The 26318-nt window shown below is 62.5% G+C and carries 24 protein-coding genes and 1 pseudogene; 12 read left to right on the forward strand and 13 right to left on the reverse strand.

The annotated features are described in order from the left end of the window. Together rep and AC3RCP_RS00010 are read left to right on the forward strand one after the other, a co-directional pair. Window positions 1-2010, forward strand: coding sequence for a DNA helicase Rep (gene rep, locus AC3RCP_RS00005; protein WP_007932416.1), 2010 nt, complete (start codon window positions 1-3; stop codon window positions 2008-2010). Between the two features lie 87 nt (window positions 2011-2097). Further along, window positions 2098-2667, forward strand: coding sequence for a xanthine phosphoribosyltransferase (locus tag AC3RCP_RS00010; RefSeq protein WP_007932417.1), 570 nt, complete (start codon window positions 2098-2100; stop codon window positions 2665-2667). 112 nt (window positions 2668-2779) lie between these two features. On the opposite strand, the gene AC3RCP_RS00015 is transcribed toward AC3RCP_RS00010, so the two are convergent. From AC3RCP_RS00015 to dadA, 6 genes are all read right to left on the reverse strand, one after another. Beyond that, the gene (locus AC3RCP_RS00015; protein WP_492570578.1) at window positions 2780-4705 is read right to left on the reverse strand and encodes an acetyl-CoA hydrolase/transferase C-terminal domain-containing protein; all 1926 of its coding nucleotides are present in this window, start codon (window positions 4703-4705) and stop codon (window positions 2780-2782) included. Window positions 4706-4841: 136 nt separating this feature from the next. Next, the gene (locus AC3RCP_RS00020; protein ID WP_009046174.1) at window positions 4842-5255 is read right to left on the reverse strand and encodes a c-type cytochrome; all 414 of its coding nucleotides are present in this window, start codon (window positions 5253-5255) and stop codon (window positions 4842-4844) included. Window positions 5256-5438: 183 nt separating this feature from the next. Next, window positions 5439-5987 (reverse strand): cupin domain-containing protein, encoded by a 549-nt coding sequence (locus AC3RCP_RS00025; protein ID WP_007932420.1) that lies wholly within the window; start codon window positions 5985-5987, stop codon window positions 5439-5441. Window positions 5988-6115: 128 nt separating this feature from the next. After that, complete coding sequence (gene alr, locus AC3RCP_RS00030; protein WP_492570577.1) at window positions 6116-7192, reverse strand: alanine racemase; 1077 nt, start codon at window positions 7190-7192, stop codon at window positions 6116-6118. Window positions 7193-7287: 95 nt separating this feature from the next. Continuing rightward, complete coding sequence (locus AC3RCP_RS00035; protein WP_009046176.1) at window positions 7288-7641, reverse strand: RidA family protein; 354 nt, start codon at window positions 7639-7641, stop codon at window positions 7288-7290. After that, window positions 7613-8914, reverse strand: a complete 1302-nt coding sequence (gene dadA, locus AC3RCP_RS00040; protein WP_053263273.1) for a D-amino acid dehydrogenase — start codon at window positions 8912-8914, stop codon at window positions 7613-7615. Before dadA ends, AC3RCP_RS00035 begins: the two co-directional genes overlap by 29 nt. A 156-nt stretch (window positions 8915-9070) precedes the next feature. Between dadA and AC3RCP_RS00045 the strand changes: the two genes are divergently transcribed. Next, the gene (locus AC3RCP_RS00045) at window positions 9071-9559 is read left to right on the forward strand and encodes an Lrp/AsnC ligand binding domain-containing protein (RefSeq protein ID WP_007932443.1); all 489 of its coding nucleotides are present in this window, start codon (window positions 9071-9073) and stop codon (window positions 9557-9559) included. Between the two features lie 124 nt (window positions 9560-9683). On the opposite strand, the gene AC3RCP_RS00050 is transcribed toward AC3RCP_RS00045, so the two are convergent. Next, on the reverse strand, window positions 9684-10037 hold the full coding sequence (locus AC3RCP_RS00050) for a YkgJ family cysteine cluster protein (protein ID WP_007932445.1): 354 nt from the start codon (window positions 10035-10037) through the stop codon (window positions 9684-9686). 148 nt (window positions 10038-10185) lie between these two features. Here AC3RCP_RS00050 and AC3RCP_RS00055 point away from each other — a divergent pair, with 148 nt between their 5' ends. Next, entirely contained in the window at window positions 10186-11499 is a 1314-nt protein-coding gene (locus AC3RCP_RS00055) for an NAD(P)/FAD-dependent oxidoreductase (protein WP_492570576.1), read from the forward strand. Window positions 11500-11625: 126 nt separating this feature from the next. Here the strand turns inward: AC3RCP_RS00055 and AC3RCP_RS00060 are convergent, their stop codons facing one another. Beyond that, window positions 11626-11871, reverse strand: a complete 246-nt coding sequence (locus AC3RCP_RS00060) for a DUF1127 domain-containing protein (protein WP_007921094.1) — start codon at window positions 11869-11871, stop codon at window positions 11626-11628. Between the two features lie 180 nt (window positions 11872-12051). On the opposite strand from AC3RCP_RS00060, the gene AC3RCP_RS00065 reads away from it, so the two are divergent. After that, window positions 12052-13482 (forward strand): aminotransferase-like domain-containing protein, encoded by a 1431-nt coding sequence (locus AC3RCP_RS00065; protein WP_007921095.1) that lies wholly within the window; start codon window positions 12052-12054, stop codon window positions 13480-13482. Window positions 13483-13572: 90 nt separating this feature from the next. Next, window positions 13573-15111: a phospholipase D family protein gene (locus tag AC3RCP_RS00070; protein WP_492570687.1), complete on the forward strand. Its 1539-nt coding sequence runs from the start codon at window positions 13573-13575 to the stop codon at window positions 15109-15111. 91 nt (window positions 15112-15202) lie between these two features. Here AC3RCP_RS00070 and AC3RCP_RS00075 read toward each other — a convergent pair whose 3' ends face one another. Both AC3RCP_RS00075 and AC3RCP_RS00080 read right to left on the reverse strand, forming a co-directional pair. Beyond that, complete coding sequence (locus AC3RCP_RS00075) at window positions 15203-16351, reverse strand: MFS transporter (RefSeq protein WP_492570575.1); 1149 nt, start codon at window positions 16349-16351, stop codon at window positions 15203-15205. Window positions 16352-16493: 142 nt separating this feature from the next. Beyond that, the gene (locus AC3RCP_RS00080; RefSeq protein ID WP_457241726.1) at window positions 16494-17987 is read right to left on the reverse strand and encodes an aldehyde dehydrogenase; all 1494 of its coding nucleotides are present in this window, start codon (window positions 17985-17987) and stop codon (window positions 16494-16496) included. Between the two features lie 235 nt (window positions 17988-18222). On the opposite strand from AC3RCP_RS00080, the gene AC3RCP_RS00085 reads away from it, so the two are divergent. Beyond that, entirely contained in the window at window positions 18223-18585 is a 363-nt protein-coding gene (locus AC3RCP_RS00085) for a cupin domain-containing protein (protein WP_007921102.1), read from the forward strand. A 58-nt stretch (window positions 18586-18643) separates the two neighbouring features. On the opposite strand, the gene rpmG is transcribed toward AC3RCP_RS00085, so the two are convergent. After that, window positions 18644-18799, reverse strand: a complete 156-nt coding sequence (gene rpmG / locus AC3RCP_RS00090; RefSeq protein ID WP_003177274.1) for a 50S ribosomal protein L33 — start codon at window positions 18797-18799, stop codon at window positions 18644-18646. Between the two features lie 11 nt (window positions 18800-18810). Beyond that, on the reverse strand, window positions 18811-19044 hold the full coding sequence (gene rpmB / locus AC3RCP_RS00095; RefSeq protein ID WP_007921114.1) for a 50S ribosomal protein L28: 234 nt from the start codon (window positions 19042-19044) through the stop codon (window positions 18811-18813). 546 nt (window positions 19045-19590) lie between these two features. Here rpmB and AC3RCP_RS00100 point away from each other — a divergent pair. Further along, complete coding sequence (locus tag AC3RCP_RS00100) at window positions 19591-21180, forward strand: ABC transporter substrate-binding protein (RefSeq protein ID WP_492570574.1); 1590 nt, start codon at window positions 19591-19593, stop codon at window positions 21178-21180. Window positions 21181-21188: 8 nt separating this feature from the next. Here AC3RCP_RS00100 and radC read toward each other — a convergent pair whose 3' ends face one another. Beyond that, window positions 21189-21863 (reverse strand): RadC family protein, encoded by a 675-nt coding sequence (gene radC / locus AC3RCP_RS00105; protein WP_007921116.1) that lies wholly within the window; start codon window positions 21861-21863, stop codon window positions 21189-21191. Between the two features lie 131 nt (window positions 21864-21994). On the opposite strand from radC, the gene coaBC reads away from it, so the two are divergent. The 4 genes and pseudogenes from coaBC to argB all read left to right on the forward strand — a co-directional run bounded on the left by coaBC (window position 21995) and on the right by argB (window position 26264). Then, complete coding sequence (coaBC, locus tag AC3RCP_RS00110; protein WP_007921117.1) at window positions 21995-23203, forward strand: bifunctional phosphopantothenoylcysteine decarboxylase/phosphopantothenate--cysteine ligase CoaBC; 1209 nt, start codon at window positions 21995-21997, stop codon at window positions 23201-23203. A 5-nt stretch (window positions 23204-23208) separates the two neighbouring features. After that, entirely contained in the window at window positions 23209-23664 is a 456-nt protein-coding gene (gene dut / locus AC3RCP_RS00115) for a dUTP diphosphatase (RefSeq protein WP_009046184.1), read from the forward strand. 251 nt (window positions 23665-23915) lie between these two features. Further along, a pseudogene (locus tag AC3RCP_RS00120) lies at window positions 23916-25319 on the forward strand (phosphomannomutase/phosphoglucomutase); the annotation flags it as partial. A gap of 39 nt (window positions 25320-25358) precedes the next feature. Continuing rightward, the gene (gene argB, locus AC3RCP_RS00125; RefSeq protein WP_007921120.1) at window positions 25359-26264 is read left to right on the forward strand and encodes an acetylglutamate kinase; all 906 of its coding nucleotides are present in this window, start codon (window positions 25359-25361) and stop codon (window positions 26262-26264) included. The last annotated feature ends 54 nt before the right edge of the window (window positions 26265-26318 follow it).

Raw genomic sequence — 26318 nt, forward strand, 5'->3', positions numbered from 1 at the left:
ATGTCCCGACTCAATCCCCGGCAGCAAGAAGCCGTGAACTACGTCGGCGGCCCTCTTTTGGTGCTCGCCGGTGCTGGCTCCGGCAAGACCAGTGTAATCACGCGCAAGATCGCCCACCTGATCCAGAACTGCGGCATTCGCGCGCAGTACATCGTCGCCATGACCTTCACCAACAAGGCCGCGCGGGAGATGAAGGAACGGGTCGGCACCCTGCTGCGCAGTGGCGAGGGCCGCGGCCTGACCGTGTCGACCTTCCACAACCTGGGGCTGAACATCATCCGCAAGGAGCATGTGCGGCTGGGCTACAAGCCGGGCTTCTCGATCTTCGACGAGACCGACGTCAAGGCCCTGATGACCGACATCATGCAAAAGGAATACTCGGGCGACGACGGCGTCGACGAGATCAAGAACATGATCGGTGCCTGGAAGAACGACCTGATCCTGCCGGCCCAGGCCCTGGAAAACGCGCGCAACCCCAAGGAGCAGACCGCGGCCATCGTCTACACCCACTACCAGCGCACGCTCAAGGCGTTCAACGCGGTGGACTTCGACGACCTGATCCTGCTGCCGGTGAAGCTGTTCGAGGAACACGCCGACATCCTGGAGAAGTGGCAGAACAAAGTGCGCTACCTGCTGGTGGACGAATACCAGGACACCAACGCCAGCCAGTACCTGCTGGTGAAAATGCTCATCGGCAAGCGCAACCAGTTCACCGTAGTGGGCGACGACGACCAGTCGATCTACGCCTGGCGCGGCGCCCGCCCGGAAAACCTGATGCTGCTCAAGGAAGACTACCCATCCTTGAAGGTGGTGATGCTCGAGCAGAACTACCGCTCCACCAGCCGCATCCTGCGCTGCGCCAACGTGCTGATCTCCAACAACCCCCACGAGTTCGAGAAACAGCTGTGGAGCGAGATGGGCCATGGCGACGAGATCCGCGTGATCCGCTGCCGCAACGAGGACGCCGAGGCCGAGCGGGTGGCGATGGAAATCCTCAGCCTGCACTTGCGCACCGACCGGCCCTACAGCGATTTCGCGATCCTCTATCGCGGCAACTACCAGGCCAAGCTGATCGAGCTGAAGCTGCAGCATCACCAGATTCCCTATCGCCTGTCGGGCGGCAACAGCTTCTTCGGGCGCCAGGAAGTGAAGGACCTGATGGCCTACTTCCGCCTGATCGTGAACCCGGACGACGACAACGCCTTCCTGCGGGTGATCAACGTGCCGCGCCGGGAAATCGGCTCCACCACCCTGGAAAAACTCGGCAACTACGCCACCGAACGCAAGATCTCGATGTACGCCGCCACCGACGAAATCGGCCTGGGCGAGCACCTGGACAGCCGCTTCACCGACCGCCTGGCGCGCTTCAAGCGCTTCATGGACAAGGTGCGCGAGCAGTGCGCCGGCGAAGACCCGATTTCCGCCCTGCGCAGCATGGTCATGGACATCGACTACGAGAACTGGCTGCGCACCAACAGCTCCAGCGACAAGGCCGCCGACTACCGCATGGGTAACGTGTGGTTTCTGATCGAAGCGCTGAAGAACACCCTGGAAAAAGACGAAGACGGCGAAATGACCGTCGAAGACGCCATCGGCAAACTGGTGTTGCGCGACATGCTGGAGCGTCAGCAGGAAGAGGAAGACGGCGCCGAAGGCGTGCAGATGATGACCCTGCATGCCTCCAAGGGCCTGGAATTCCCCTATGTGTTCATCATGGGCATGGAGGAGGAAATCCTCCCCCACCGTTCCAGTATCGAAGCCGACACCATCGAGGAAGAACGCCGCCTGGCCTACGTGGGCATCACCCGCGCGCGCCAGACCCTGGCCTTCACCTTCGCCGCCAAGCGCAAGCAGTACGGTGAAGTCATCGACTGCGCGCCCAGCCGCTTCCTCGACGAACTGCCGCCGGACGACCTGGCGTGGGAAGGCAACGACGACACCCCGACCGAAGTCAAAGCCGTGCGCGGCAACAACGCACTGGCGGATATACGGGCGATGTTAAAGCGCTAGAATTGGCCATTTTTTAACCGCAGCATTTTTAACCGAACACCTTTTATCAGAGCTCAGGCGCACAAGGCGTCAACAGAGGAAAGCTTCATGGAAGCACTGCACAAGAAAATCCGCGAAGAAGGCATCGTGCTTTCCGACCAGGTCCTGAAAGTCGACGCCTTTCTGAACCACCAGATCGATCCGGCCTTGATGAAGCTGATCGGCGACGAATTCGCTACGCTGTTCAAGGACTCGGGCATCACCAAGATCGTCACCATCGAAGCCTCGGGCATCGCGCCGGCGATCATGACCGGCCTGAACCTGGGCGTACCGGTGATCTTCGCGCGCAAGCACCAGTCCCTGACCCTGACCGAGAACCTGCTGTCGGCGACCGTGTACTCGTTCACCAAGCAGACCGAAAGCACCGTGGCGATCTCCCCTCGCCACCTGACCAGCAGCGACCGCGTGCTGATCATCGATGACTTCCTGGCCAACGGTAAGGCGTCCCAGGCGCTGATCTCGATCATCAAGCAGGCGGGCGCCACCGTGGCCGGCCTGGGCATCGTGATCGAGAAGTCGTTCCAGGGCGGCCGCGCCGAACTGGACGCGCAAGGCTATCGCGTGGAATCCCTGGCCCGGGTCAAGTCCCTGGCCGATGGCGTGGTGACCTTTATCTAAGAGGCTTCGCCCTTGATCGCGGGCAAGCCTTGCTCCTACAGAGACCACCCGCTTCTGTAGGAGCAGCCGGTCGACGCTCGATTGCCCGCGATGACGCCGCCAGGCGTCTACCTCATGCCTGCGCCGTCTCCCGCAGCGCCGCCAGCAGCAAACGCTGATAGATCTCCTCGCGCCAACCATCGGGCTTCACCAGCTGCATCCGCTGCAGATGCGCCGGAAACGCCTCGGGCGGTGGGGCATCCAGCGCCGCCTTGCCCAATTCGAGAATCTCGCTGAGCTTGAACTTGCTCTTCAGCCAGTTCAGCGCCCGCAGCAAATCCCGCTCCTCTGCGCTGAAGTCGCTGCCCAACGGATATTCCGGGAACAGGTGCCGGTGCCGCGCCTGGATCGCCAGCAGGCGTTGTGGCTGGTTGTCGGTAAAACGCGGATCGAGGCGGAAATCCCTGGGCAGCTTGCCGGCCTTCTGCGCCTGTTCGATCAGGCCCGGCTGAAAACGCGAGTCGCTGATATTGAGCAGCGCTTCGATGACCTTCGCATCGGTCTTGCCGCGCAGATCGGCGATACCGTACTCGGTGACCACAATGTCCCGCAGGTGCCGCGGGATGGTGCAGTGGCCGTATTCCCAGACGATGTTGGAGCTGACCAGGCCCGCGGATTCGCGCCAGCTGCGCAGGATCAGGATCGAGCGCGCGCCTCGCAGCGCATGGCCCTGGGCGACAAAGTTGTATTGTCCGCCGACGCCACTGAGCACCCGGCCGTCTTCCAGCTGATCCGCCACCCCGGCGCCCAGCAGGGTGACCATGATCGAGCTGTTGATAAAGCGCGCGTCCAGGCGCTGCAGGCGCTTGAGTTCTTCGTGGCCGTACAGCTCGTTGATGTAGCTGATGGCGGTCATGTTGAACTCGCCGAGCTTGCTCTTGGGCAGACCCCTGAGGCGCTGGTAGAAGCTGCGCGGCCCGAGGAAAAAGCCGCCATGCACCGATACCCCGCCCAGCGCCTGGTTTTCATCCAGGGTCCCGGCGTTGGCCTGTTGCTGCAGGGCCACCGAAGGGTAGACCTTGCGCCGTACGATGCCGGCATCGGCCAGGGCCAGCAGGCCGTTGACGAACATCTCGCTGCAGCCATACAGGCCCTTGGCGAAAGGCTCCACCCCGCCTTCGCGCTCGATCAACGGCTTCCAGCCCTGGATCTCCAGGTCCGCCAGCAGCGCCCGATAACCGTCGTTGTCCGCCTGGCGTGCCAGCAACGCCGCCGTCAATGCATCGCCCATGGAGCCGATGCCGATCTGCAGGGTGCCGCCGTCGCGCACCAGGGTGCTGGCGTGCAGGCCGATAAAGTGATCCTGGAACCCCACCGGCATGTTCGGCGTGGAAAACAGCGTGCTGCCCTCCTCTTCGTCGATCAACAGGTCGAAGGTGGTGGCGTCGATTTCGGCGTCGCCCGGCATATAAGGCAGGTCGCGATGCACCTGGCCCAGCAGCAGGATGGTTTCGCCGGCGGCACGCCGCTCGGCGATCATCGGCAACAGGTCGAGGGTGATGTCCGGGTTGCAACTCAGGCTCAGGCGGTCGGCCTGTTGCGGGTCCCGGGCCACCAGTTGCGCGATCAGGTTCAGGCCGGCGGCATTGATGTCGCGCGCGGCGTGGCTGTAGTTGCTGCAGACATAATCCTGCTGCGCCGCCGGGCTGTTGAGCAGGCTGCCGGGCTGCATGAAGAACTGTTCGATATGGATATTGGCCGGCACCTGGTTGCGGTGCAGGTCGGCGAGGAAGTCCAGCTCGGGGTAGTCGCCGAAGACCTGCTCGATGAAAGGCTCGAGGAAGCGCCGTTGCAGGCCATCGCCCAGCGGCGGGCGGCCCAGGCTCAGGGCGGTGTAAATGGTCAGTTGGCGCTCGGGCAGTTGCGCGATGCGACGATACAGGGCATTGGCGAAGCGGTTGGGTTTGCCCAGCCCCAGAGGCATGCCCAGGTGAATATGCGCCGGCAAGCGTGCCAGGACCTCATCGACCGCCCGCTCGATAGAACATGACTGCACCATCCGATCCTCCAGAACCTTCCATGAATTTGAGGTTGGACCGAGCTTGCCGGGTCTTTGCTGCAATGAACAGTAGCGGCCGAATCGCAGGCATGAAAAAAGCCGCTCGTGAGCGGCTTTTTTTGCGCAAGATCCGTGCTTATTTCAAACCGGACATCTTCTGGATGGCGCCTTTGAGCTCTTCATCGGAGCAGTCGGCGCAGGTGCCTTTAGGCGGCATCGCGTTGATACCGGTAATGGCCTTGGCCAGGATGCCGTCGAGGCCACCCTGGTGATCCGCGCGCTCTTTCCAGGCAGCGGCGTCGCCGATTTTCGGCGCGCCCAACAGGCCGGAGCCGTGGCAAGCATTGCAATGCTTGGCAATCACTTCGTCTGGAGTCTTCGCACCACCGCCACCGGCGGCAACAGCGACTTCCATACCCTTGCATTCCTGACCCTGGACGCAGACCTGGCCAACCGGCTCGAGGCGCTTGGCAATGTCGTCGTTGGTCGCAGCTTGAGCGCTGACAGCCCAGAGGGCCAATACGGTTGCTGGTGCAGCCAGCATTTTCATAATTAGGTTCACGCGTACACCCTCAATGGTGGCTAGTCACGCCCACGGCCACGGTTTCGCGGGCGGGCGCAAGTATAGCGGTTAGCCCGCCACTCCGAAACAACCCTAGATTCAAAGGGGGATTAGAGAGAGGCGAAATGCTGCTTCGGGCACCGCTGCAATCCTTGCAGGACGCCTCTTCTATTAGAAGTTCGCGGGCGTGGCTGCGCTGATTAGTCGCGCGGGTGCATCGAAAGGATTACGGAAACGGTGCGGCTTGGTGCTTTCGAAATAGTAGCTGTCACCGGCTTCGAGCACGAATGTCTCAAGACCCACCACCAGCTCCAGGCGTCCTTCCACGAGAATCCCGGTTTCTTCGCCTTCATGGGTGAGCATCTCTTCACCGGTATCGGCGCCCGGCGGATAGATCTCGTTGAGAAAAGCGATCGCCCGGCTCGGATGCGCCCGGCCCACCAGCTTCATGGTCACCGCGCCATCGGAAATATCGATCAACTCGTTGGCTTTGTAGACGATCTGGGTGGGTTTTTCCTGGAGGATTTCTTCCGAGAAAAACTCGACCATCGACATGGGAATGCCGCCAAGAACCTTTCTCAGCGAACTGATCGAGGGGCTGACGCTGTTCTTCTCGATCATCGAAATGGTGCTGTTGGTGACGCCCGCGCGCTTGGCGAGTTCACGCTGGGAAAGGCCTTTGAGTTTACGGATGGATTGCAGTCGTTCACCGACGTCCAATGCGGCAGCCTCCTAGGGATCAGGCGTTGTTGTAGTTGAGCGTTATCATGGCGATAGCGTTCAGTATTTACAACACTTGGGCCCCAATCCCAGGGAGCAAGGCGACTTTCGGCAATGCACTGTGCCGCTCAGCCCTCGGAATAGACGCGTGGCACCCGGCGCAGGTTGCAGAACAGCTGGTAAGGAATGGTATCGGCGGCGGCCGCCAGCTCGCTGGCGAGGATGTTCTTGCCCCACAACTCGACGGTAGAACCCAGCCCGGCCTCTGGCACCTCGGTCAGGTCGATGCACAGCATGTCCATGGAAACCCGGCCGAGCAGCTGGGTACGCTGCCCCGCCACCAGCACCGGCGCACCGGTCGGCGCATGCCGCGGATAACCATCGGCATACCCCATGGCCACCACACCGATCCGCATCGGCCGTGGTGTGACGAATTTGGCGCCGTACCCCACCGGTTCGCCGGCCGGCAGTTCGCGCACGCAGATCACCTTCGACTCCAGGGTCATCACCGGTTGCAGGCGCGCGGCCAGTGGATGCGGTTCTTCGAACGGGGTCGAGCCATACAGCATGATGCCGGGGCGCACCCAGTCGCTGGGAATGTGCGGCCAGCCGAGCACGGCTGGCGAGTTGCGCAGGCTGATCTCGGCGGACAAGCCCTGGCGCGCCGCCTCGAACACCGCGACCTGCTCGTCGCTGCTGCTGCAACTGAGCTCGTCGGCGCGGGCGAAGTGGCTCATCAATACGATCTTCGCCACCTTGCCGCTGGCCAGCAGCCGCTGATAGGCCGACTGGTAATCCTTGGGATGCAGGCCGACGCGGTGCATGCCCGAATCCAGCTTGAGCCATACCGTCAGCGGCTTGGCGACGGTGGCCTGCTCGATGGCCTCCAGCTGCCACAGCGAATGCACCACGCACCAGAAATCATGTTCGACGATCAGGTCCAGCTCATCGGCCTCGAAAAAACCTTCAAGCAGCAATATCGGCGCGCGAATCCCCGCCGCCCGCAGCTCCAAGGCTTCTTCGATACAGGCCACGGCAAAGCCGTCGGCCTCGGCTTCCAGCGCCTGGGCACAGCGCACCGCGCCATGGCCATAGGCATCGGCCTTGATCACCGCGAGCGCACGGGCGCCCGGCGAGGCTTCGCGGGCCAGTTGGTAGTTGTGACGCAGGGCGTGAAGATCGATCAGGGCACGGGCAGGACGCATGGCGGCAGACTTCTAGGCGGTCATGTGGGAAGAAAAAACCGGCGCTGGCGGATGGCGTGAGCCATCCATTAACAGCACCGGGAGAGGGATCTTGCTTAAGGCAGAGCGGCCACGACGGACAACTCGACCAGGATTTCCGGTTCGCAGAGCTTGGCTTCGACGGTTGCGCGGGCCGGGGCGACGCCTTTCGGCAGCCACTGGTCCCATACGCTGTTCATCCCGGCGAAGTGCGCATCGATGTCCTTCAGGTAGATGGTCACCGACAGCAGGCGCGACTTGTCGGTGCCGGCCAGGTCCAGCAAACGCTCGATGTTGGCGAGGGTTTCACGGGTCTGCTGCTCAATCCCCGCGTTCAGGTCGTCGCCGACTTGCCCGGCCAGATACACGGTACCGCTGTGGACGACGATCTGGCTCATGCGCTCATTGGTGAGCTGGCGCTGGATTGACATGTTTTGCAGGCTCCTGAGGATTACCGTAACGAGAAATATCGAGACCTTCGGCGCTGATCTGCGGCTTTTTCTTCGCCATCAGATCGGCCAGCAGACGACCGGAACCACAGGCCATGGTCCAGCCAAGCGTGCCATGACCGGTGTTCAAGAACAGGTTGCGCATGGGCGTGGCGCCAACGATCGGCGTGCCGTCCGGGGTGGTGGGACGCAGGCCGGTCCAGAAACTGGCCTGGGACAGATCACCGCCCTGAGGATAAAGATCGTTGACGATCATCTCCAGCGTTTCGCGCCGACGCGGGTTCAGCGAGAGGTCAAAACCGGCGATTTCAGCCATGCCGCCAACACGAATACGGTTGTCGAAACGGGTGATCGCCACCTTGTAGGTTTCGTCGAGGATGGTCGAAGTCGGGGCCATCGCCGGGTTGGTGATCGGCACGGTCAGCGAGTACCCCTTGAGCGGATACACCGGGGCCTTGATGCCCAGCGGCTTGAGCAGTTGCGGCGAGTAGCTGCCGAGGGCCAGCACGTAGCGGTCGGCGGTTTCCAGCTTGCCGTCAATCCAGACGCCGTTGATGCGGTCGCCAGCGAAATCCAGGCGCTGGATGTCCTGGTCGAAGCGGAACTCCACACCCAGCTTGGTGCACATTTGCGCCAGGCGCGTGGTGAACATCTGGCAGTCGCCAGTCTGGTCGTTCGGCAGGCGCAGGGCGCCGGCCAGGATGTCGGTCACGCTGGCCAGGGCCGGCTCGACGCGGGCGATGCCTTCACGGTCCAGCAGCTCGAAAGGCACGCCGGATTCCTTGAGCACGGCGATATCCTTGGCCGCGCCATCCAGTTGCGCCTGGGTGCGGAACAGCTGGGTTGTCCCCAGGCTGCGGCCTTCATAGGCAATGCCGGTTTCCGCGCGCAGTTCGTCGAGGCAGTCGCGGCTGTACTCGGACAGGCGGACCATGCGCTCCTTGTTCACCGCATAGCGGGCAGCGGTGCAGTTGCGCAGCATCTGCGCCATCCACAGGTATTGATCGATGTCGGCGGTGGCCTTGATCGCCAGCGGCGCGTGGCGCTGCAGCAGCCACTTGATGGCCTTGAGCGGCACGCCCGGCGCGGCCCAGGGCGAGGCGTAACCCGGCGAAACCTGGCCGGCGTTGGCGAAGCTGGTTTCCATCGCGACGGCCGGCTGACGGTCGACGACGGTCACTTCGAAACCGGCACGGGCCAGATAGTAGGCACTGGTGGTACCGATCACGCCGCTACCCAAGACCAGAACGCGCATTTTTATATCCCTCATCGCGGATAACCGCTGACGTTTGTTATTCAGAGCGAAGATGCGCGCAGTATAAAAAGCAACGGCCAGTGCTTTTCACTATATAAACGCCTATATTTGGCGAGAATTCTCGGCAAAAACCCTTTTCACGGAGGCGCATCCCCTATGCGTACCAACCACCAGACGAAGCGCGAGCTAGACAAGATCGATCGCAATATCCTGCGCATCCTGCAGGCCGATGGGCGCATCTCCTTTACCGAGCTGGGGGAAAAGGTCGGGCTGTCGACCACGCCGTGCACCGAGCGGGTCCGCCGCCTGGAGCGCGAAGGCATCATCATGGGCTACAACGCCCGGCTCAACCCGCAGCACCTCAAGGGTAGCCTGCTGGTGTTCGTCGAAATCAGCCTGGACTACAAGTCCGGCGACACCTTCGAGGAGTTCCGCCGCGCCGTGCTGAAACTGCCGCATGTACTGGAATGCCATCTGGTGTCGGGGGACTTCGACTACCTGGTGAAGGCGCGGATTTCCGAAATGGCCTCGTACCGCAAACTGCTGGGCGACATCCTGCTCAAGCTGCCCCACGTGCGCGAATCCAAGAGCTATATCGTGATGGAAGAGGTGAAAGAGAGCCTGAGCCTGCCGATTCCGGATTGATTGCAACGAGCCGGGACCAGTGTTGTCAGGGTAATCGCTATCGCGGGCAATCGAGCGTCGACCGGCCGCTCCTACGGGACCGGTGCAATCTGTAGGAGCGAGGCTTGCCCGCGATGGCTCTGGATCAGACCAGCACCTGCCGGGTGCTCGCCATGTATTCATGGATCTGCTTCTCCACCCGCGGGTGGATCAGCTCCACCGGGCGCCGGCCATTGGGGCATGGCAGGCTCGGCGTGGTGCCGAACAGGCGACAGATCAGCGGCCGCTCGTCATACACCGTGCAGCCATTGGGCCCCAGGTGCACACAGTTCAGCTCTTCCATCGCCGCGTCCTGCTCGGCCCGGGTCTTGCGCGGCAGGCGCGACATCTCTTCGGTCGAAGTGGTGACCGGACCACAGCAGTCGTGACAGCCGGGCACGCACTCGAACGAGGGGATCTGCTGTCGGAGCGTGCGGATTTTCTGGCTGTTGCAGCTCATCGAAGCGTTTACCGGGAGTCTGGAGAGGCCGCGATTTTGCCCTAAAAGCCTTGTGGCAGACAGCACTGGCCGACCAATGTTGCCGCGCCGGAAAGGTCCGGCTTATGCTCCGTCAAATTTTCCAAACACACGAATCAGGATGATCCACATGAACACCCGTGTTCAGCCGTCGGGGCCAGGCCATTCGCACCCCGCCTCCTACTACGCCGCCAGCAGCCTGCCCCAGCCCGATTATCCGGCGCTGGCCGGCGAGCATCAGGCGGACGTATGCGTGGTCGGCGGCGGCTTCTCCGGGCTCAACACCGCGATCGAGCTGGCCGAGCGCGGGCTCAGCGTCATTCTGCTGGAAGCGCGCAAGATCGGCTGGGGCGCCAGCGGGCGCAACGGTGGGCAACTGATTCGCGGAGTGGGTCACGGCCTCGAGCAGTTCGCCTCAATAATCGGCGAAGACGGCGTACGCCAGATGAAACTGATGGGCCTGGAAGCAGTGGAAATCGTCCGCCAGCGTATCGAACGCTTCCAGATCCCTTGCGACCTGACCTGGGGTTATTGCGACCTGGCCAACAAACCGCGCGACCTCGAAGGTTTCGCCGAAGATGCCCAGGAGTTGCGCGACCTGGGCTATCGCCATGCAACCCGCCTGCTGCAAGCCAACGAGATGCACAGCGTGGTGGGTTCCGACCGTTACGTCGGCGGCCTGATCGACATGGGCTCGGGGCACCTGCACCCGCTGAACCTGGCCCTGGGCGAAGCCGCGGTCGCGCAGCAACTGGGCGTGCGCCTGTTCGAACACTCGGCCGTGACCCGCATCGATTACGGGCCGCAGGTCAAGATCCATACCGCCCAGGGCTCGGTGCGCGCCAACACCCTGGTGCTGGGCTGCAACGCCTACCTCAACGATCTCAACCCGCAACTGGGTGGCAAGGTGCTGCCCGCCGGCAGTTACATCATCGCCACCGAACCCTTGAGCGAAGAGCTGGCCCACGCCCTGTTGCCGCAGAACATGGCGGTCTGCGACCAGCGGGTGGCCCTGGACTATTACCGCCTTTCGGCCGACCGGCGCTTGCTGTTCGGCGGCGCCTGCCACTATTCCGGCCGCGACCCGCGGGACATTGCCGCTTATATGCGGCCGAAGATGCTGCAGGTGTTTCCGCAACTGGCAGCGGTGAAGATCGACTATCAATGGGGCGGCATGATCGGCATCGGCGCCAACCGCCTGCCGCAGATCGGCCGCCTAAAAGACCAGCCCAATGTGTATTACGCTCAGGCCTACTCGGGCCACGGCGTGAATGCCACGCACCTGGCCGGTAAGTTGCTGGCCGAAGCCATCAGCGGCCAGCAGGGCGGTGGTTTCGATCTGTTCGCCCAGGTCCCGCACATCACCTTCCCGGGCGGCAAGCACCTGCGTTCGCCGCTGCTGGCGCTGGGGATGCTCTGGCATCGGTTGAAAGAACTGGTCTGAAGGCATCTATAGCCGCCACACGACAGGTATGAAAAAGGCCGCATCCGGGGAAATCGGATGCGGCCTTTTGCGGTCGCTGCGCAACCGATCGCAGGCTGCGCCAGCGGCTACCGATCGCGAGGGCTTTCAAAGCCGCCAGAACGGCTTGAGCCCTTCCTGCCGCGCCTGTTCGCGACTCAGGCCGATATCGCGCAACTGTTCGGTGGTCAGCTCAAGCAGTGCCTTGCGTGTACGCAGTCGATGCCAGTACAGGCCCCAGAGACCGAGGCCGGACGGCGCATTGTGGACGGACGTCGCCCCTGCTGCCCGCTCCTGCCCAGCCGCCAGTTCCTGACTGTGTAACGACAGACGCACATCGCTCAAGCCGTTCATTTTTGCTGCTCCTGTTTACTTGGGTCGCTATGAGCAGACATCATGCGCGGGAGCCAAAAACCATTACAGATTCAAAGTACCGCTATTATCTCCATACAGAATTTCCCCTATCCGGGCTGAATCCTGTAATTTTGCGCCATCTGTACTGGTTACCCGATTCAATCACCCCGAGGCTGCGCCATGACCCTGTATGTCAATCTCGCCGAACTGCTGGGCACACGTATCGAACAAGGCTTCTATCGCCCCGGCGACCGACTGCCCTCGGTACGGGCCTTGAGTGTCGAACACGGGGTCAGCCTGAGTACCGTGCAGCAGGCTTATCGGGTGCTGGAAGACAGCGGCCTGGCGACGCCCAAGCCCAAGTCCGGCTACTTCGTGCCGGTCAGCCGCGAGCTGCCGGCACTGCCCGCAGTGGGTCGCCCGGCGCAGCGGCCGGTGGAGATTTCGCAGTGGGACCAGGTGCTGGAACTGATCCGCAGCGTGCCGCGCAAGGACATCGTCCAGCTGGGCCGCGGCATGCCCGACGTCACCAGCCCGACCCTCAAGCCCCTGCTGCGCGGGCTCGCCCGCATCAGCCGGCGCCAGGACATGCCCGGTCTGTATTACGACACCATCTACGGCGTGCACGAACTGCGTGAACAGCTGGCGCGGCTGATGCTCGATTCCGGCTGCCAGCTCGGCGCCAACGACCTGGTGATCACCACCGGCTGCCATGAAGCCTTGTCCACCAGCATCCGTGCCACCTGCGAGCCCGGGGATATCGTCGCCGTCGACTCGCCGAGCTTCCACGGCGCCATGCAGACCCTCAAGGGCCTGGGCATGAAGGCCCTGGAAATCCCCACCGACCCACTCACCGGCATCAGCCTCGACGCCCTGGAACTGGCCCTGGAGCAATGGCCGATCAAGGCCATACAGTTGACCCCCAACTGCAACAACCCGCTGGGCTATATCATGCCGGAGTCGCGCAAGCGGGCCCTGCTGACCCTGGCCCAGCGCTTCGATGTGGCGATCATCGAAGACGATGTGTATGGCGAGCTGTCCTACACCTACCCGCGCCCGCGGACCATCAAGTCGTTCGACGACGATGGCCGGGTGCTGCTGTGCAGCTCCTTCTCCAAGACCCTGGCGCCGGGCCTGCGCATCGGCTGGGTCGCCCCCGGGCGCTATCTGGAACGAGTGCTGCACATGAAATACATCAGCACCGGCTCCACCGCGCCGCAGCCGCAGATCGCCATCGCCGAGTTCCTCAAGAGCGGCAATTTCGAGCCGCACCTGCGGCGCATGCGCACCCAGTACCAGCGCAATCGCGACCTGATGATCGACTGGGTCAGCCGCTATTTCCCCACGGGTACCCGCGCCAGCCGGCCGCAAGGCGGGTTCATGCTGTGGGTCGAACTGCCGGAAGGTTTCGATACCCTGCGCCTGAACCGCGCGCTGCTCGGCCAGGGCGTGCAGATTGCCGTGGGCAGCATCTTTTCGGCCTCGGGCAAGTACCGCAACTGCCTGCGGATGAACTACGCTGCCAAGCCAACGGCACAGATCGAGGAAGCCGTGCGCAAAGTCGGCGCAGCCGCCATCAAGCTGCTGGCTGAAGATTGCGCAACGGACTGACCTTTTCCTGTGAAACCGGCGTCACAGCTAGACCATCGCAGCGATTCGAGATGAGCTGACTTGAGATCCAGACAGGCCCTGGCCTTCCTTATGCTGATCGCGCTGTGCCTGAGCGGCTGCGTCAGCCTCGATGTGCCTCACGAGCCCAGCCAGGCACTGCCGGCCGCCGACTCGGCCTTCGGTCGCTCGATCCAGGCCCAGGCCGCCCCCTATCAGGGACGCTCGGGCTTTCGCCTGCTGTCCGACAGCAGCGAAGCCTTCATGGCCCGCGCCGAGCTGATCCGCAACGCCCAAAGCAGCCTCGACCTGCAGTACTACATCGTCCATGACGGCATCAGCACCCGGATGCTGGTGGACGAACTGCTCAAGGCCGCCGACCGCGGCGTGCGCATCCGCATTCTGCTGGACGACACCACCAGCGACGGCCTGGACCAGATCATGGCCACCCTCGCCGCCCATCCGCGGATACAGATCCGCCTGTTCAACCCCCTGCACCTGGGGCGCAGCACTGGCGTGACCCGTACCATGGGTCGTCTGTTCAACCTGTCGCTGCAACATCGACGCATGCACAACAAACTGTGGCTGGCGGACAACAGCGCGGCCATCGTTGGCGGGCGCAACCTGGGGGACGAGTACTTCGACGCCGAACCCAACCTGAACTTCACCGACATCGACATCCTCGGTTTCGGCCCGGTGGCCGAACAGCTCGGGAACAGCTTCGACCAGTACTGGAACAGCGCCCTGAGCAAACCCATCGGCGAGTTTATGTCGCGCCTGCCATCGGCCAGGGAGCTGGCCAACACCCGGCTGCGCCTGCAGCAATCGCTGGACGACGCCCAGCAGCAGGACCATGCCCTGTTCCAGGAACTCAAGGCCTATCGGACCCAGCCACGCATGGACGTCTGGCGCAAAGAGCTGATCTGGGCCTGGAACCAGGCGCTGTGGGATGCCCCCAGCAAGGTCCTGTCCAACGGCGAGCCCGACCCGCACCTGCTGTTGACCACCCAGCTGGCGCCGGAGCTACAGAGCGTCAGTAAAGAGTTGATGATGGTTTCGGCCTATTTCGTCCCCGGCCAGCCAGGCCTGGTCTACCTCACCGGACGTGCCGACGCCGGGGTTGCGGTGAGCCTGCTGACCAACTCCCTGGAAGCCACCGACGTGCCGGCGGTCCACGGCGGCTACGCGCCGTATCGCAAGGCGCTGCTGCAACACGGCGTGAAACTCTATGAACTGCGACGCCAACCCGGTAACGGCGGCGGCAGCGGTCCTCATCTGTTCCATAGCGCGTCGTATCCTGGCTCGGACTCCAGCCTGCACAGCAAGGCGATGATTTTCGACCGCCAGAAATCCTTTATCGGCTCCTTCAATTTCGACCCGCGCTCGGTGCTGTGGAACACCGAAGTCGGGGTGCTGGTGGACAGCCCCGAGCTGGCCGAACGCGTTCGCGGCCTGGCGCTGCAAGGCATGGCGCCGGCCCTGAGCTACGAGGCGAAGCTGCAGGACGGCAAGCTGGTCTGGGTCACCGAAGACAACCAGCAACTGCACACCCTGACCCGCGAGCCTGGCAGCTGGTGGCGGCGCTTCAATGCCTGGATGAGCAATACCATCGGCCTCGAACGGATGCTCTGAGCGCCTGTAGGAACAAGCTGGCTCGCAATGGCGGAATCACACTCAGCCAGGCTGTTGACTGTCAGCCCCTTATCGCGGGCAAGCCTCGCTCCTACAGGGTTTGTGGCTGGGCCGCGCCAAACGCGCCTTCGCGCAACAACAGCACAATCAGCCCCAGGGCCCCGGCCGCCATCAGCAACAGCAAGGCATGCCCGCTGACCCACTGGCTGCCCGCCCCCGCCACCAGCGGCCCGATCAGGCAGCCAATGCCCCACAGCTGGGCGACGTGGGCATTGGCACGCACCAGCGCATCGTCGCGGTAGCGCTCGCCGATCAGGATCAGCGACAAGGTGAACAGGCCACCGGCGCTGGCGCCGAACAGCACCCACAGCGGCCAGATCAGCAGGGTGTCGAGCAGCAACGGAATGGTCAGGCTCGACAGCAGCAGGATTACCGCGCAGCCGGCGAACAAGGCGCGCCGCGATACGCGATCGGCCAGGGCGCCGATGGGCAGTTGCAACAAGGCATCGCCCACCACAACGGTGCTGACCATCGCCAGGGCAATGTCCTCGGTAAACCCCTGGCGCAGGCAATAGACCGGCAACAGGGTCAGGATCATCGCCTCGAACGCGGCGAACAGCGCCACCGCCCAGCCAATGGCCGGCAGGCCACGACAGAAGCGCCACAGATCACCGAAGGTCACGCTGCAAGACTCGCTGCTCGGCGCGCCGCTGCGGCCCATCAGCAACAGAGGCGACACCACCAGCAGCACAACGCCCACCCAGAAACCGTAGTCATGCTCGGTGCCCAAGGCGCCCAGCAGCAGCGGGCCAGCCAATTGGCTCAAGGCATAGCTACTGCCATACAGCGCCACCAGGCGACCGCGCCACTGCTCCACCACCAACTGGTTGATCCAGCTTTCGCCGAGGATGAAGACGATGGTCAGCACCACGCCGATCATCAGCCGCAGCACCAGCCATAAGGGATAACTCGGCAACAGCGCCAGCAGGCCAATGGAGATCGCCCCGCCCCACAGGCACAGGCGCATCAGCCCCGCCGTGCCGAAGCGTGCCGCCAGGCGGCTGGACACCTTCGCCCCGAGCAAGACGCCAATCGCCGGCATCGAGGCCATCACGCCGATTGCAAAGGGCCCATATCCCCAGCTCTCCAGGCGGAACGACACCAGCGGCATGCTCACGCCCAAGGCCAGCCCCACACTCAGGACAGCCGCCAAAACGGCGAAATAAGTTGCCCAGCGCATTTCCACGCTCCTGTGGATGGTTTTTTTAATACAGAGACAACGCAGCCGGACCTCCCCTGCGGAAAGTCCGGCTGCGATATGGATCGGGTAACGGTGCGCGGGGTGGCGTCTGTTCAGACGCCCGATATCCGCGCCCCTTGAATTACAGCTTGATCCAGGTCGCCTTCAGTTCGGTGTACTTGTCGAACGCGTGCAACGACTTGTCACGACCGTTGCCCGACTGCTTGAAGCCGCCGAAGGGCGCGGTCATGTCGCCGCCGTCATACTGGTTGACCCAGACACTGCCGGCCCGCAGAGCCTTGGCGGTCAGGTGAGCCTTGGAGATATTGGCCGTCCATACCGCCGCGGCCAGGCCATAAGGCGTGTCGTTGGCAATCTGGATGGCTTCTTCCACGGTGTCGAAGGCGATGACCGAGAGCACCGGGCCGAAGATCTCTTCCTGGGCGATCTTCATTGCGTTGCTGACACCGTCGAAGATGGTCGGCTCAACGTAGGTCCCGCCGGTTTCCTGCAGGGTGCGCTTGCCGCCCACCACCAGCTTGGCGCCGTCGGCATGACCGGACTCGATGTACGACAGCACGGTGTTCATCTGCTGGGTATCCACCAGCGCGCCGACGTTGGTGGCCGGGTCCAGCGGGTTGCCCGGTTTCCAGGCCTTGAGGGCCTCGATCACCAGCGGCAGGAATTTATCCTTGATCGAACGCTCCACCAGCAGACGCGAACCGGCGGTGCAGACTTCGCCCTGGTTGAAGGCTATCGCGCTGGCCGCGGATTCGGCCGCTGCCTGCAGGTCCGGGGCATCGGCGAACACGATGTTCGGGCTCTTGCCGCCCGCCTCCAGCCAGACACGCTTCATGTTCGACTCGCCGGAGTAGACCATCAGTTGCTTGGCGATCTTGGTCGAACCGGTGAACACCAGGGTATCGACATCCATGTGCAGGGCCAGGGCCTTACCCACGGTGTGGCCATAACCTGGCAGCACGTTGAGCACGCCCGCCGGGATCCCGGCCTCGACAGCCAGCGCGGCGATGCGGATAGCGGTCAGCGGCGATTTTTCCGACGGCTTGAGGATCACCGAGTTACCGGTGGACAGCGCCGGCCCGAGCTTCCAGCAGGCCATCATCAACGGAAAGTTCCACGGCACGATGGCGCCGACCACGCCCACCGGCTCGCGAGTCACCAGGCCCAGTTGGTCGTGGGGCGTGGCGGCGACTTCGTCGTAGATCTTGTCGATGGCTTCGCCGCTCCAGCTCAGCGCTTGCGCCGCGCCGGGAACGTCGATACTCAGCGAGTCGCTGATCGGCTTGCCCATGTCCAGGGTTTCGAGCAGGGCCAGTTCTTCGGCATGCTTCTTCAGCAGGCCGGCAAAACGAATCATGGTGGCCTTGCGCTTGGCCGGCGCCAGGCGCGACCAGACACCGGAATTGAAAGTGGCGCGGGCGTTTTCCACGGCACGTTGTGCGTCGGCGGCGTCACAGCTGGCAATACTGGCCAGCAGACGGCCATCGACCGGGCTGATGCATTCGAAGGTTTCGTTGGAAACGGCGGCGGTGTATTCGCCATTGATGTAGGCGCGGCCTTCGATTTTCAGCTCGCGGGCGCGTTGCTCCCAATCGGCTCGAGTCAGGGTGGTCATGCGAGTGTCCTCCTCTTGTTGGATACAGGCGCCACGCGATCGATGCCGGCACCTTCAGGAATTCTGCCCGGCCAGCCTGCTTCGGCCCATGGCATTCGCCACCCTAAACCAGCGGCACCCGAAGTTTCAATATATTTGACAGCGGCCAGGAAAACGCCATTGCTATGTTCATTTTAATAAACATAGACTTTGGGCTTTCCAGCCATTCGCAGCGCAATCAGGGGGGAATACCAGCATGAGCATCCAGGACATCGTCGACTTCAATCAGGCCAACACTGCGGCCGAGCGGTATCGCCCCGCCCAGGAAAAAGTCCTCAAGGGCGACCCTGAGCAAACCGTCTTCAACCACTACAACAGTCCGTGCGGCCAGATGAACGCCGGGGTGTGGGAAGGCGCGATCGGCCAGTGGACGGTGAACTACACCGAGCACGAGTACTGCGAGATCGTGCAGGGGGTTTCGGTCCTGCGTGACGGCGAAGGCAATGCCAAGACCTTGCGCGCCGGCGATCGCTTCGTCATTCCCGCAGGCTTTCGCGGCACCTGGGAGGTGCTGGAACCGTGCCGCAAGATCTATGTGATCTTCGAACCGAAAGCCTGAATCGCAGGCACAAAAAAACCCGCTTGAAGGCGGGTTTTTTTGTCAGAAGAAAAATCAATTACTTGATTTTGCCTTCCTTGTAGATCACGTGCTTACGAACAACCGGATCATATTTCTTGATCTCGATTTTGTCCGGAGTAGTGCGCTTGTTCTTGTCGGTAGTGTAGAAGTGACCAGTACCGGCGCTCGAAATCAAACGAATCAATTCACGCATGATTAGCTCCCTTAAACCTTGCCATCGCGACGAAGTTCGGCCAGCACGACATCAATGCCACGCTTGTCGATGATACGCATGCCTTTGGCAGATACGCGCAGACGCACAAAACGTTTCTCGGACTCAACCCAGAAGCGGTGATGCTGCAGGTTCGGCAGGAAACGACGACGGGTTTTGTTGTTTGCGTGGGAAATGTTATTCCCAGTCACCGGACCCTTACCGGTAACTTGACAGACTCTCGACATGCCTCAGCCCTCTAAAACCACATGCCCAACCCGGCATGGGTTGGCCGCTTAATCTCTCAGTCATTTGGCGCCAGGCGCCGCGTTTCTTTAGGGTCTTACCGGCTACACCTACAAGCGAAGGAACCGGGCCCCTAGAAAAGAGCGCTGCTTTATACCAGAAAGACCCCGTAGCAACAACAGCCGGTGTGCTTTGGATTTCGAAAAGTCCCTGTTTTCTTGCTCCGGATGCCTGCACCAAAGGCTGGCGCCATGGCTGACCGCTCGTCGCAGAATAAATTCTGCGTGGGTGAAACAAGCGGCAGAATCACCATGCACAGCCACCGCACCGCTCCTTCCACGTCAATATATGGAAAAAACCTCTGTCAATTTATGCCTAATGTGGCCATGACTGCCGGCCGCCAACAGGCTCGACGCTGCAATAAATGCCAACGTATCCGGCCCACGAGCGAAAAAAGGGGATAGTCATTTTTCAACGGGGCCACTAGGGTAAGCCTTTTTCCAGACTGCACTCGCAGATGGGCCTTCGATCTGCAAAGGAAGCCAAACATGCGCCTCGCTGCCCTCCCGCTCCTGTTCGCCCCTCTTCTTCTGAGCCCGCTGGCCCACGCCGCCGCATTAAGCGTGTGCACCGAGGCCAGCCCGGAAGGTTTCGACGTAGTGCAGTACAACTCGCTGACCACCACCAACGCCTCGGCCGACGTGCTGATGAATCGCCTGGTGGAGTTCGACGCCAGCAGCGGCAAGGTGGTACCGAGCCTGGCCGACAGCTGGGAAGTCTCGGCCGACGGCCTGACCTATGTGTTCAAGCTGCACCCGAAAGTGAAGTTTCATCGCACCGCGTATTTCAATCCGAGCCGCGAGCTGACCGCCGAAGACGTGAAGTTCAGCTTCGACCGCATGCTCGACCCGGCCAACCCCTGGCATAAAGTGGCGCAGAGCGGCTATCCCCATGCCCAGTCGCTGCAGCTGCCGGCGCTGATCAAGAAGATCGACGCCCTGGATCCGCTGACCCTGCGCTTCACCCTCGACCACGCCGATTCGACCTTCCTCGCCACCCTGAGCATGGGGTTTGCGTCGATCTACTCCGCCGAATACGCCGACCAGTTGCTCAAAGCCGGCACCCAGGACAAGCTCAACAGCCAGCCGATCGGCACCGGCCCCTTCGTGTTCGGCCGCTTCCAGAAGGACGCATCGATCCGCTACAAGGCCAACCCCGACTATTTTGCCGGCAAGCCGGCGGTGGATTCGCTGATCTTCGCCATCACCCCGGACGCCAACGTGCGCCTGCAGAAGCTGCGCCGCAACGAATGCCAGATCGCCCTGTCGCCCAAGCCGCTGGACGTGACCGCCGCGCTTGAGGAGCCTGCGCTCAAGGTCGAGAAAACCGCGGCCTTCATGACCGCGTTCGTCGCCATCAACAGCCAGCACCCACCGCTGGACAAACCTGAAGTACGCCAGGCCATCAACCTCGCCTTCGACAAGGCCAACTACCTGAAAGCGGTCTTCGAAAATACCGCCGAACCCGCCAACGGCCCCTTCCCGCCCAACACCTGGAGCTACGCCAAGGAGCTGCCGGGTTACGCCCATGATCCGGCGAAGGCCCGCCAATTGCTGGCCAAGGCCGGCCTGAAAGACGGCTTCCAGACCACGATCTGGACCCGCCCTTCCGGTAGTTTGTTGAACCCCAACCCGAGCCTGGGCGCGCAACAGCTGCAAGCAGACTTGGCACAAGTCGGGATCCAGGCGGAGATCCGCGTGATCGAATGGGGCGAACTGATCCGTCGGGCCAAGGCCGGCGAGCACGACCTGCTGTTCATGGGCTGGGCCGGCGACAACGGCGATCCGGATAACTTCCTCACCCCGCAGTTCACCTGCGCGGCGGTGAAGTCCGGGACCAACTTCGCCCGCTACTGCGACCCCGGCCTGGACAAGCTGATCACCGCCGGCAAGACCACCACCGAGCAGGGCGTGCGCAGCAAGCTTTACCAGCAGGCGCAAACCCAGATCCAGCAGCAGGCCCTGTGGCTACCGCTTGCCCACCCGACCGCCTTCGCCCTGACGCGCAAGGATGTCCATGGGTATCAGGTCAGCCCGTTCGGTCGCCAGGACTACTCGAAGGTCAGCATCAAGCCCTGAGCCGCGAGCTACATCCAGCCGTACTCGGCCATCGACAGCGGCTCGCCCTCGCCGACGATGAAATGGTCGAGTACGCGCACATCCACCAGGTCCAGCGCCTCCGTGAGCCTGCGGGTCAGCACCCGATCCGCCTGGCTCGGCTCGGAAACGCCCGAAGGATGGTTGTGACACAGGATCAGCGCGGCCGCGTTGTGCGCCAGGGCACGCTTGACCACTTGCCGCGGATAGACGCTGGTGGTGTTGATGGAGCCCTGGAACAACGCCTCGAACGCCAGCACCCGGTGCTTGGAGTCGAGAAACAGGCAACCGAAGACCTCATGCGGTTCATGGCGCAACATCGCCTTGAGGTAGTCGCGGACCGCCACCGGGCTTTCCAGCACCGAATTGCGACTGAGTTTTTCCGCCAGATGCCGGCGCGCCATTTCCAGCACCGCCTGCAATTGCGCGAACTTGGCCGGGCCCAGGCCAAGCTGCCGACTGAAGGTCAATTGGTCCGCCTCGAGCAGGCCACGCAGGCTGCCGAACTGATGCAACAGGTGTCGCGCCAGGTCGACCGCGCTTTTTCCGGCGACCCCGGTGCGCAGGAAAATCGCCAGCAATTCGGCGTCGGAAAGGGCCAGCGCGCCCTGCTCGAGAAGCTTCTCCCGCGGGCGCTCCGCCGCAGGCCAGTCGCGAATGCTCATAGCACCTCCATGTGTGTGGGCGCCGCTGTTCCATAGCGGTCGCTGTGCTATCTTAGCCCATCTTTTTGCGTGGAATTTCCCCTGGGGAGGGGGTGTTACACGCAGCAATCATTGAACTGAAAGGCAGGCCTATGCAGCGGCTGTATCGGAAACGCATCGTTCTCGGCGTCGGCGGCGGCATCGCTGCCTATAAGAGCGCCGAGCTGGTTCGCCGACTCCTCGACCACGGCGCGGAAGTACGTGTGGTCATGACCCGTGGCGGCAGTGAATTCATCACCCCGCTGACCATGCAGGCCCTGTCCGGGCACCCGGTCCACCTGGACCTGCTCGACCCCGCGGCCGAAGCCGCCATGGGCCATATCGAACTGGCCAAATGGGCCGACCTGGTGCTGATCGCCCCGGCCACCGCCGACCTGATCGCCCGCCTGGCCCAAGGCATCGCCGACGACCTGCTGACCACCCTGGTCCTGGCCACCGACGCCACCGTCGCCATCGCCCCGGCCATGAACCAGGCCATGTGGCGCGACCCTGCCACCCAGGCCAACACCCAACTGCTGCAAAGCCGTGGCCTGAAGGTCTTCGGCCCGGCTTCCGGCAGCCAGGCCTGTGGCGACGTCGGCCTGGGCCGCATGCTCGAGGCCAACGATCTGGCGCTGTGCGCCGCCGACTGCTTCCAGCATCTGGCGCTGACCGGCAAACACGTGCTGATTACCGCCGGCCCGACCCAGGAAAACATTGACCCGGTGCGCTACATCACCAACCACAGCTCCGGAAAAATGGGCTTTGCCCTGGCCGAAGCCGCGGTCGAAGCCGGTGCCCGGGTCACCCTGATCACCGGTCCCGTGCACCTGCCGACCCCGGATCGCGTGACCCGGATCGACGTGGTCAGTGCCCGCGACATGCTCGCCGCCTGCGAGGCCGCCATCCCATGCGACCTGTTCATCGCCTCGGCGGCGGTCGCGGACTACCGCCCGGAAGTCGTCGCCCCACAGAAATTGAAGAAAGACCCTACGAACGGCGACGGCCTGCTGCTGCAGATGGTGCGCAACCCGGACATCCTGGCCACCATCGCCACCCGCCCCGACCGTCCGTTCAGCGTCGGCTTCGCCGCTGAAACCGAACACTTGCTCGACTACGCTGCACGCAAACTCAAAGACAAGAACCTCGACCTGATCGTCGCCAACGACGTGGCCAACCCGAGCATTGGCTTCAACAGCGAGGAAAACGCCTGCAGCGTGATTGACCGGGAGTTGCACGCAACTCTCTTCGCCCAGACCAGCAAGGGCAAGATTGCCCGCCAACTGATCTCTTTCATCGCCGAACGGCTGAACCAGGTTTAACTCGCATGCACGCTTTACAAGCCAAGATCCTCGACCCACGCATCGGCAACGAATTCCCCCTGCCGCAGTACGCCACGCCAGGCTCCGCCGGCCTCGACCTGCGGGCCATGCTCAAGCAGGACACCCTCCTGGAACCGGGCCAGACCCTGCTGATTCCTACCGGCCTGTCCGTCTACATCGGCGACCCAGGCCTCGCCGCGCTGATCCTGCCGCGCTCCGGCCTGGGTCACAAGCACGGCATCGTCCTGGGCAACCTGGTCGGCCTGATCGACTCCGATTACCAGGGCGAACTCATGGTCTCCTGCTGGAACCGTGGCCAGACCGCCTTCAACATCGCGGTGGGCGAACGCATTGCCCAGTTGGTTCTGGTACCCGTGGTCCAGGCGCACTTCGAAGTGGTCGAAGCCTTCGACGAAAGCCAGCGCGGCGCGGGCGGTTTCGGTCACTCCGGCAGCCATTGAACAAAAAATCCGGGCCGCGCCAGCGGCTCGCCTAAGATTGGTAGGCTGCGTTTCAGCACGAACACTCAGCAAGTTTATTCGCGGACTTGACCACCCGGAATCACGGCACAAGGTGATCGAAAAAGAGCTGACGCTCATCAGATGGCATTTTTGCACCATGAACCCAAGGGCAAAAACGCCGTCATACCCTTCAGTTTGAGCCTTCCGGTCAGTATTCCGGCCTGTCCTGCCCCCTTTTAGACGGAGCACCCCCAGTGATGAGCAATGCAGCCCAAGTCGTACCCAAGTTCCCTGAAAGCATCTTTCGCGCTTACGACATTCGCGGAACCGTTCCGGAAACCCTGAACGCTGAAACCGCCTACTGGATCGGTCGCGCCATTGGCTCCGAGAGCCTGGCCCAGGGCGAACCCAATGTTTGCGTAGGCCGTGACGGTCGCCTGTCCGGCCCCGAGCTGGTGGCGCAACTGATCCAGGGCCTGCACGACAGTGGTTGCCACGTCAGCGATGTCGGCCTGGTACCGACACCGGCGCTGTATTACGCGGCCAATGTGCTGGCTGGCAAATCCGGGGTGATGCTGACCGGTAGCCACAACCCGTCGAACTACAACGGCTTCAAGATCGTCATTGCCGGCGACACCCTGGCCAACGAACAGATCCAGGCCCTGCACGATCGCCTCAAGACCAACAACCTGAGCAGCGGCCAGGGCAGCATCACCAAGGTCGACATCCTCGATCGCTACGGCAAGGAAATCACTGCCGACGTCAAACTCGCCCGTCGCCTGAAAGTGGTGGTCGATTGCGGCAACGGCGCGGCCGGCGTCATCGCGCCTCAGTTGATCGAAGCGCTGAATTGCGAAGTCATCCCGCTGTTCTGCGAAGTGGACGGCAACTTCCCCAACCACCACCCGGACCCGGGCAAGCCCGAGAACCTGGAAGACCTGATCGCCAAGGTCGCCGAGACCAACGCCGATATCGGCCTGGCCTTCGACGGTGACGGCGACCGCGTTGGCGTCGTGACCAACACCGGCAGCATCGTCTTCCCCGATCGCCTGTTGATGCTGTTCGCCAAAGATGTCGTAGCGCGCAACCCGGGCGCGGAGATCATCTTCGACGTCAAATGCACCCGCCGCCTGATCCCGCTGATCAAGGAATACGGCGGTCGCCCACTCATGTGGAAGACCGGTCACTCGCTGATCAAAAAGAAAATGAAGCAGACCGGTGCGTTGCTGGCCGGTGAAATGAGCGGGCATGTGTTCTTCAAGGAACGCTGGTTCGGTTTCGACGACGGTATCTACAGCGCCGCGCGGCTACTGGAGATCCTCAGCAAGGAAAAATCCAACGCGGAAGAGCTGTTCGCCACCTTCCCGAACGATATTTCTACGCCGGAAATCAATATCCATGTGACCGAAGAGAGCAAATTCAGCATCATTGATGCGCTGCACGACGCGCAATGGGGCGAAGGCGCCGACCTGACCACCATCGACGGCGTACGAGTCGACTACCCCAAAGGCTGGGGCCTGGTTCGCGCCTCCAACACCACGCCGGTGTTGGTACTGCGCTTCGAAGCCGATGACGAAGCCGAACTGCAGCGCATCAAGGATGTGTTCCACACCCAGCTGAAACGTGTTGCACCTGACCTCCAACTACCGTTTTGATTTTCTTCAAGCGCCTTTATTGAAGTGCCGGAGCCCTGAATGACCCTCGAACGCGATGCCGCCGCCAATACCGCCAAGGTCCTGTCCGAAGCGCTGCCTTATATTCGCCGCTATGTCGGCAAGACCCTGGTGATCAAATACGGCGGCAACGCGATGGAAAGCGAGGAGCTGAAGACCGGCTTCGCCCGCGACATCGTGCTGATGAAGGCTGTCGGGATCAACCCGGTGGTCGTGCATGGCGGCGGCCCGCAAATCGGTGACCTGCTCAAGCGCCTGTCCATCGAAAGCCACTTCATCGATGGCATGCGCGTCACCGACGCGGCGACCATGGACGTGGTGGAGATGGTCCTCGGCGGCCAGGTGAACAAGGACATCGTCAACCTGATCAACCGCCATGGCGGCAGCGCCATCGGCCTGACCGGCAAGGACGCGGAGCTGATTCGCGCGAAGAAGCTCACCGTCACCCGCAAGACGCCGGAAATGACCACCCCGGAAATCATCGACATCGGCCACGTAGGCGAAGTGGTCGGCATCAACACCGACCTACTGAACCTGCTGGTCAAAGGTGATTTCATCCCGGTGATCGCGCCGATCGGTGTCGGCGCCAACGGCGAGTCGTACAACATCAACGCCGACCTGGTGGCCGGCAAGGTGGCCGAGGCGCTGAAAGCCGAGAAGCTGATGCTGCTGACCAACATCGCCGGCCTGATGGACAAGTCGGGCAAGGTGCTGACCGGCCTGACCACCCAACAGGTCGATGCCCTGATCGAAGACGGCACCATCTACGGCGGCATGCTGCCGAAGATTCGCTGCGCGCTGGAAGCGGTACAGGGAGGCGTGGGCAGCTCGCTGATCATCGACGGTCGGGTACCCAATGCGATTCTGCTGGAGATCTTCACCGATACCGGTGTCGGTACCCTGATCAGCAATCGCAAGCGTCCTTAAGCGCTGCAAATAAAAAGCCCCCGTCTGGCAAGCCAGGCGGGGGCTTTTTATTGC

Source organism: Pseudomonas sp. GW822-FHT05A08 (genome assembly GCF_058800485.1).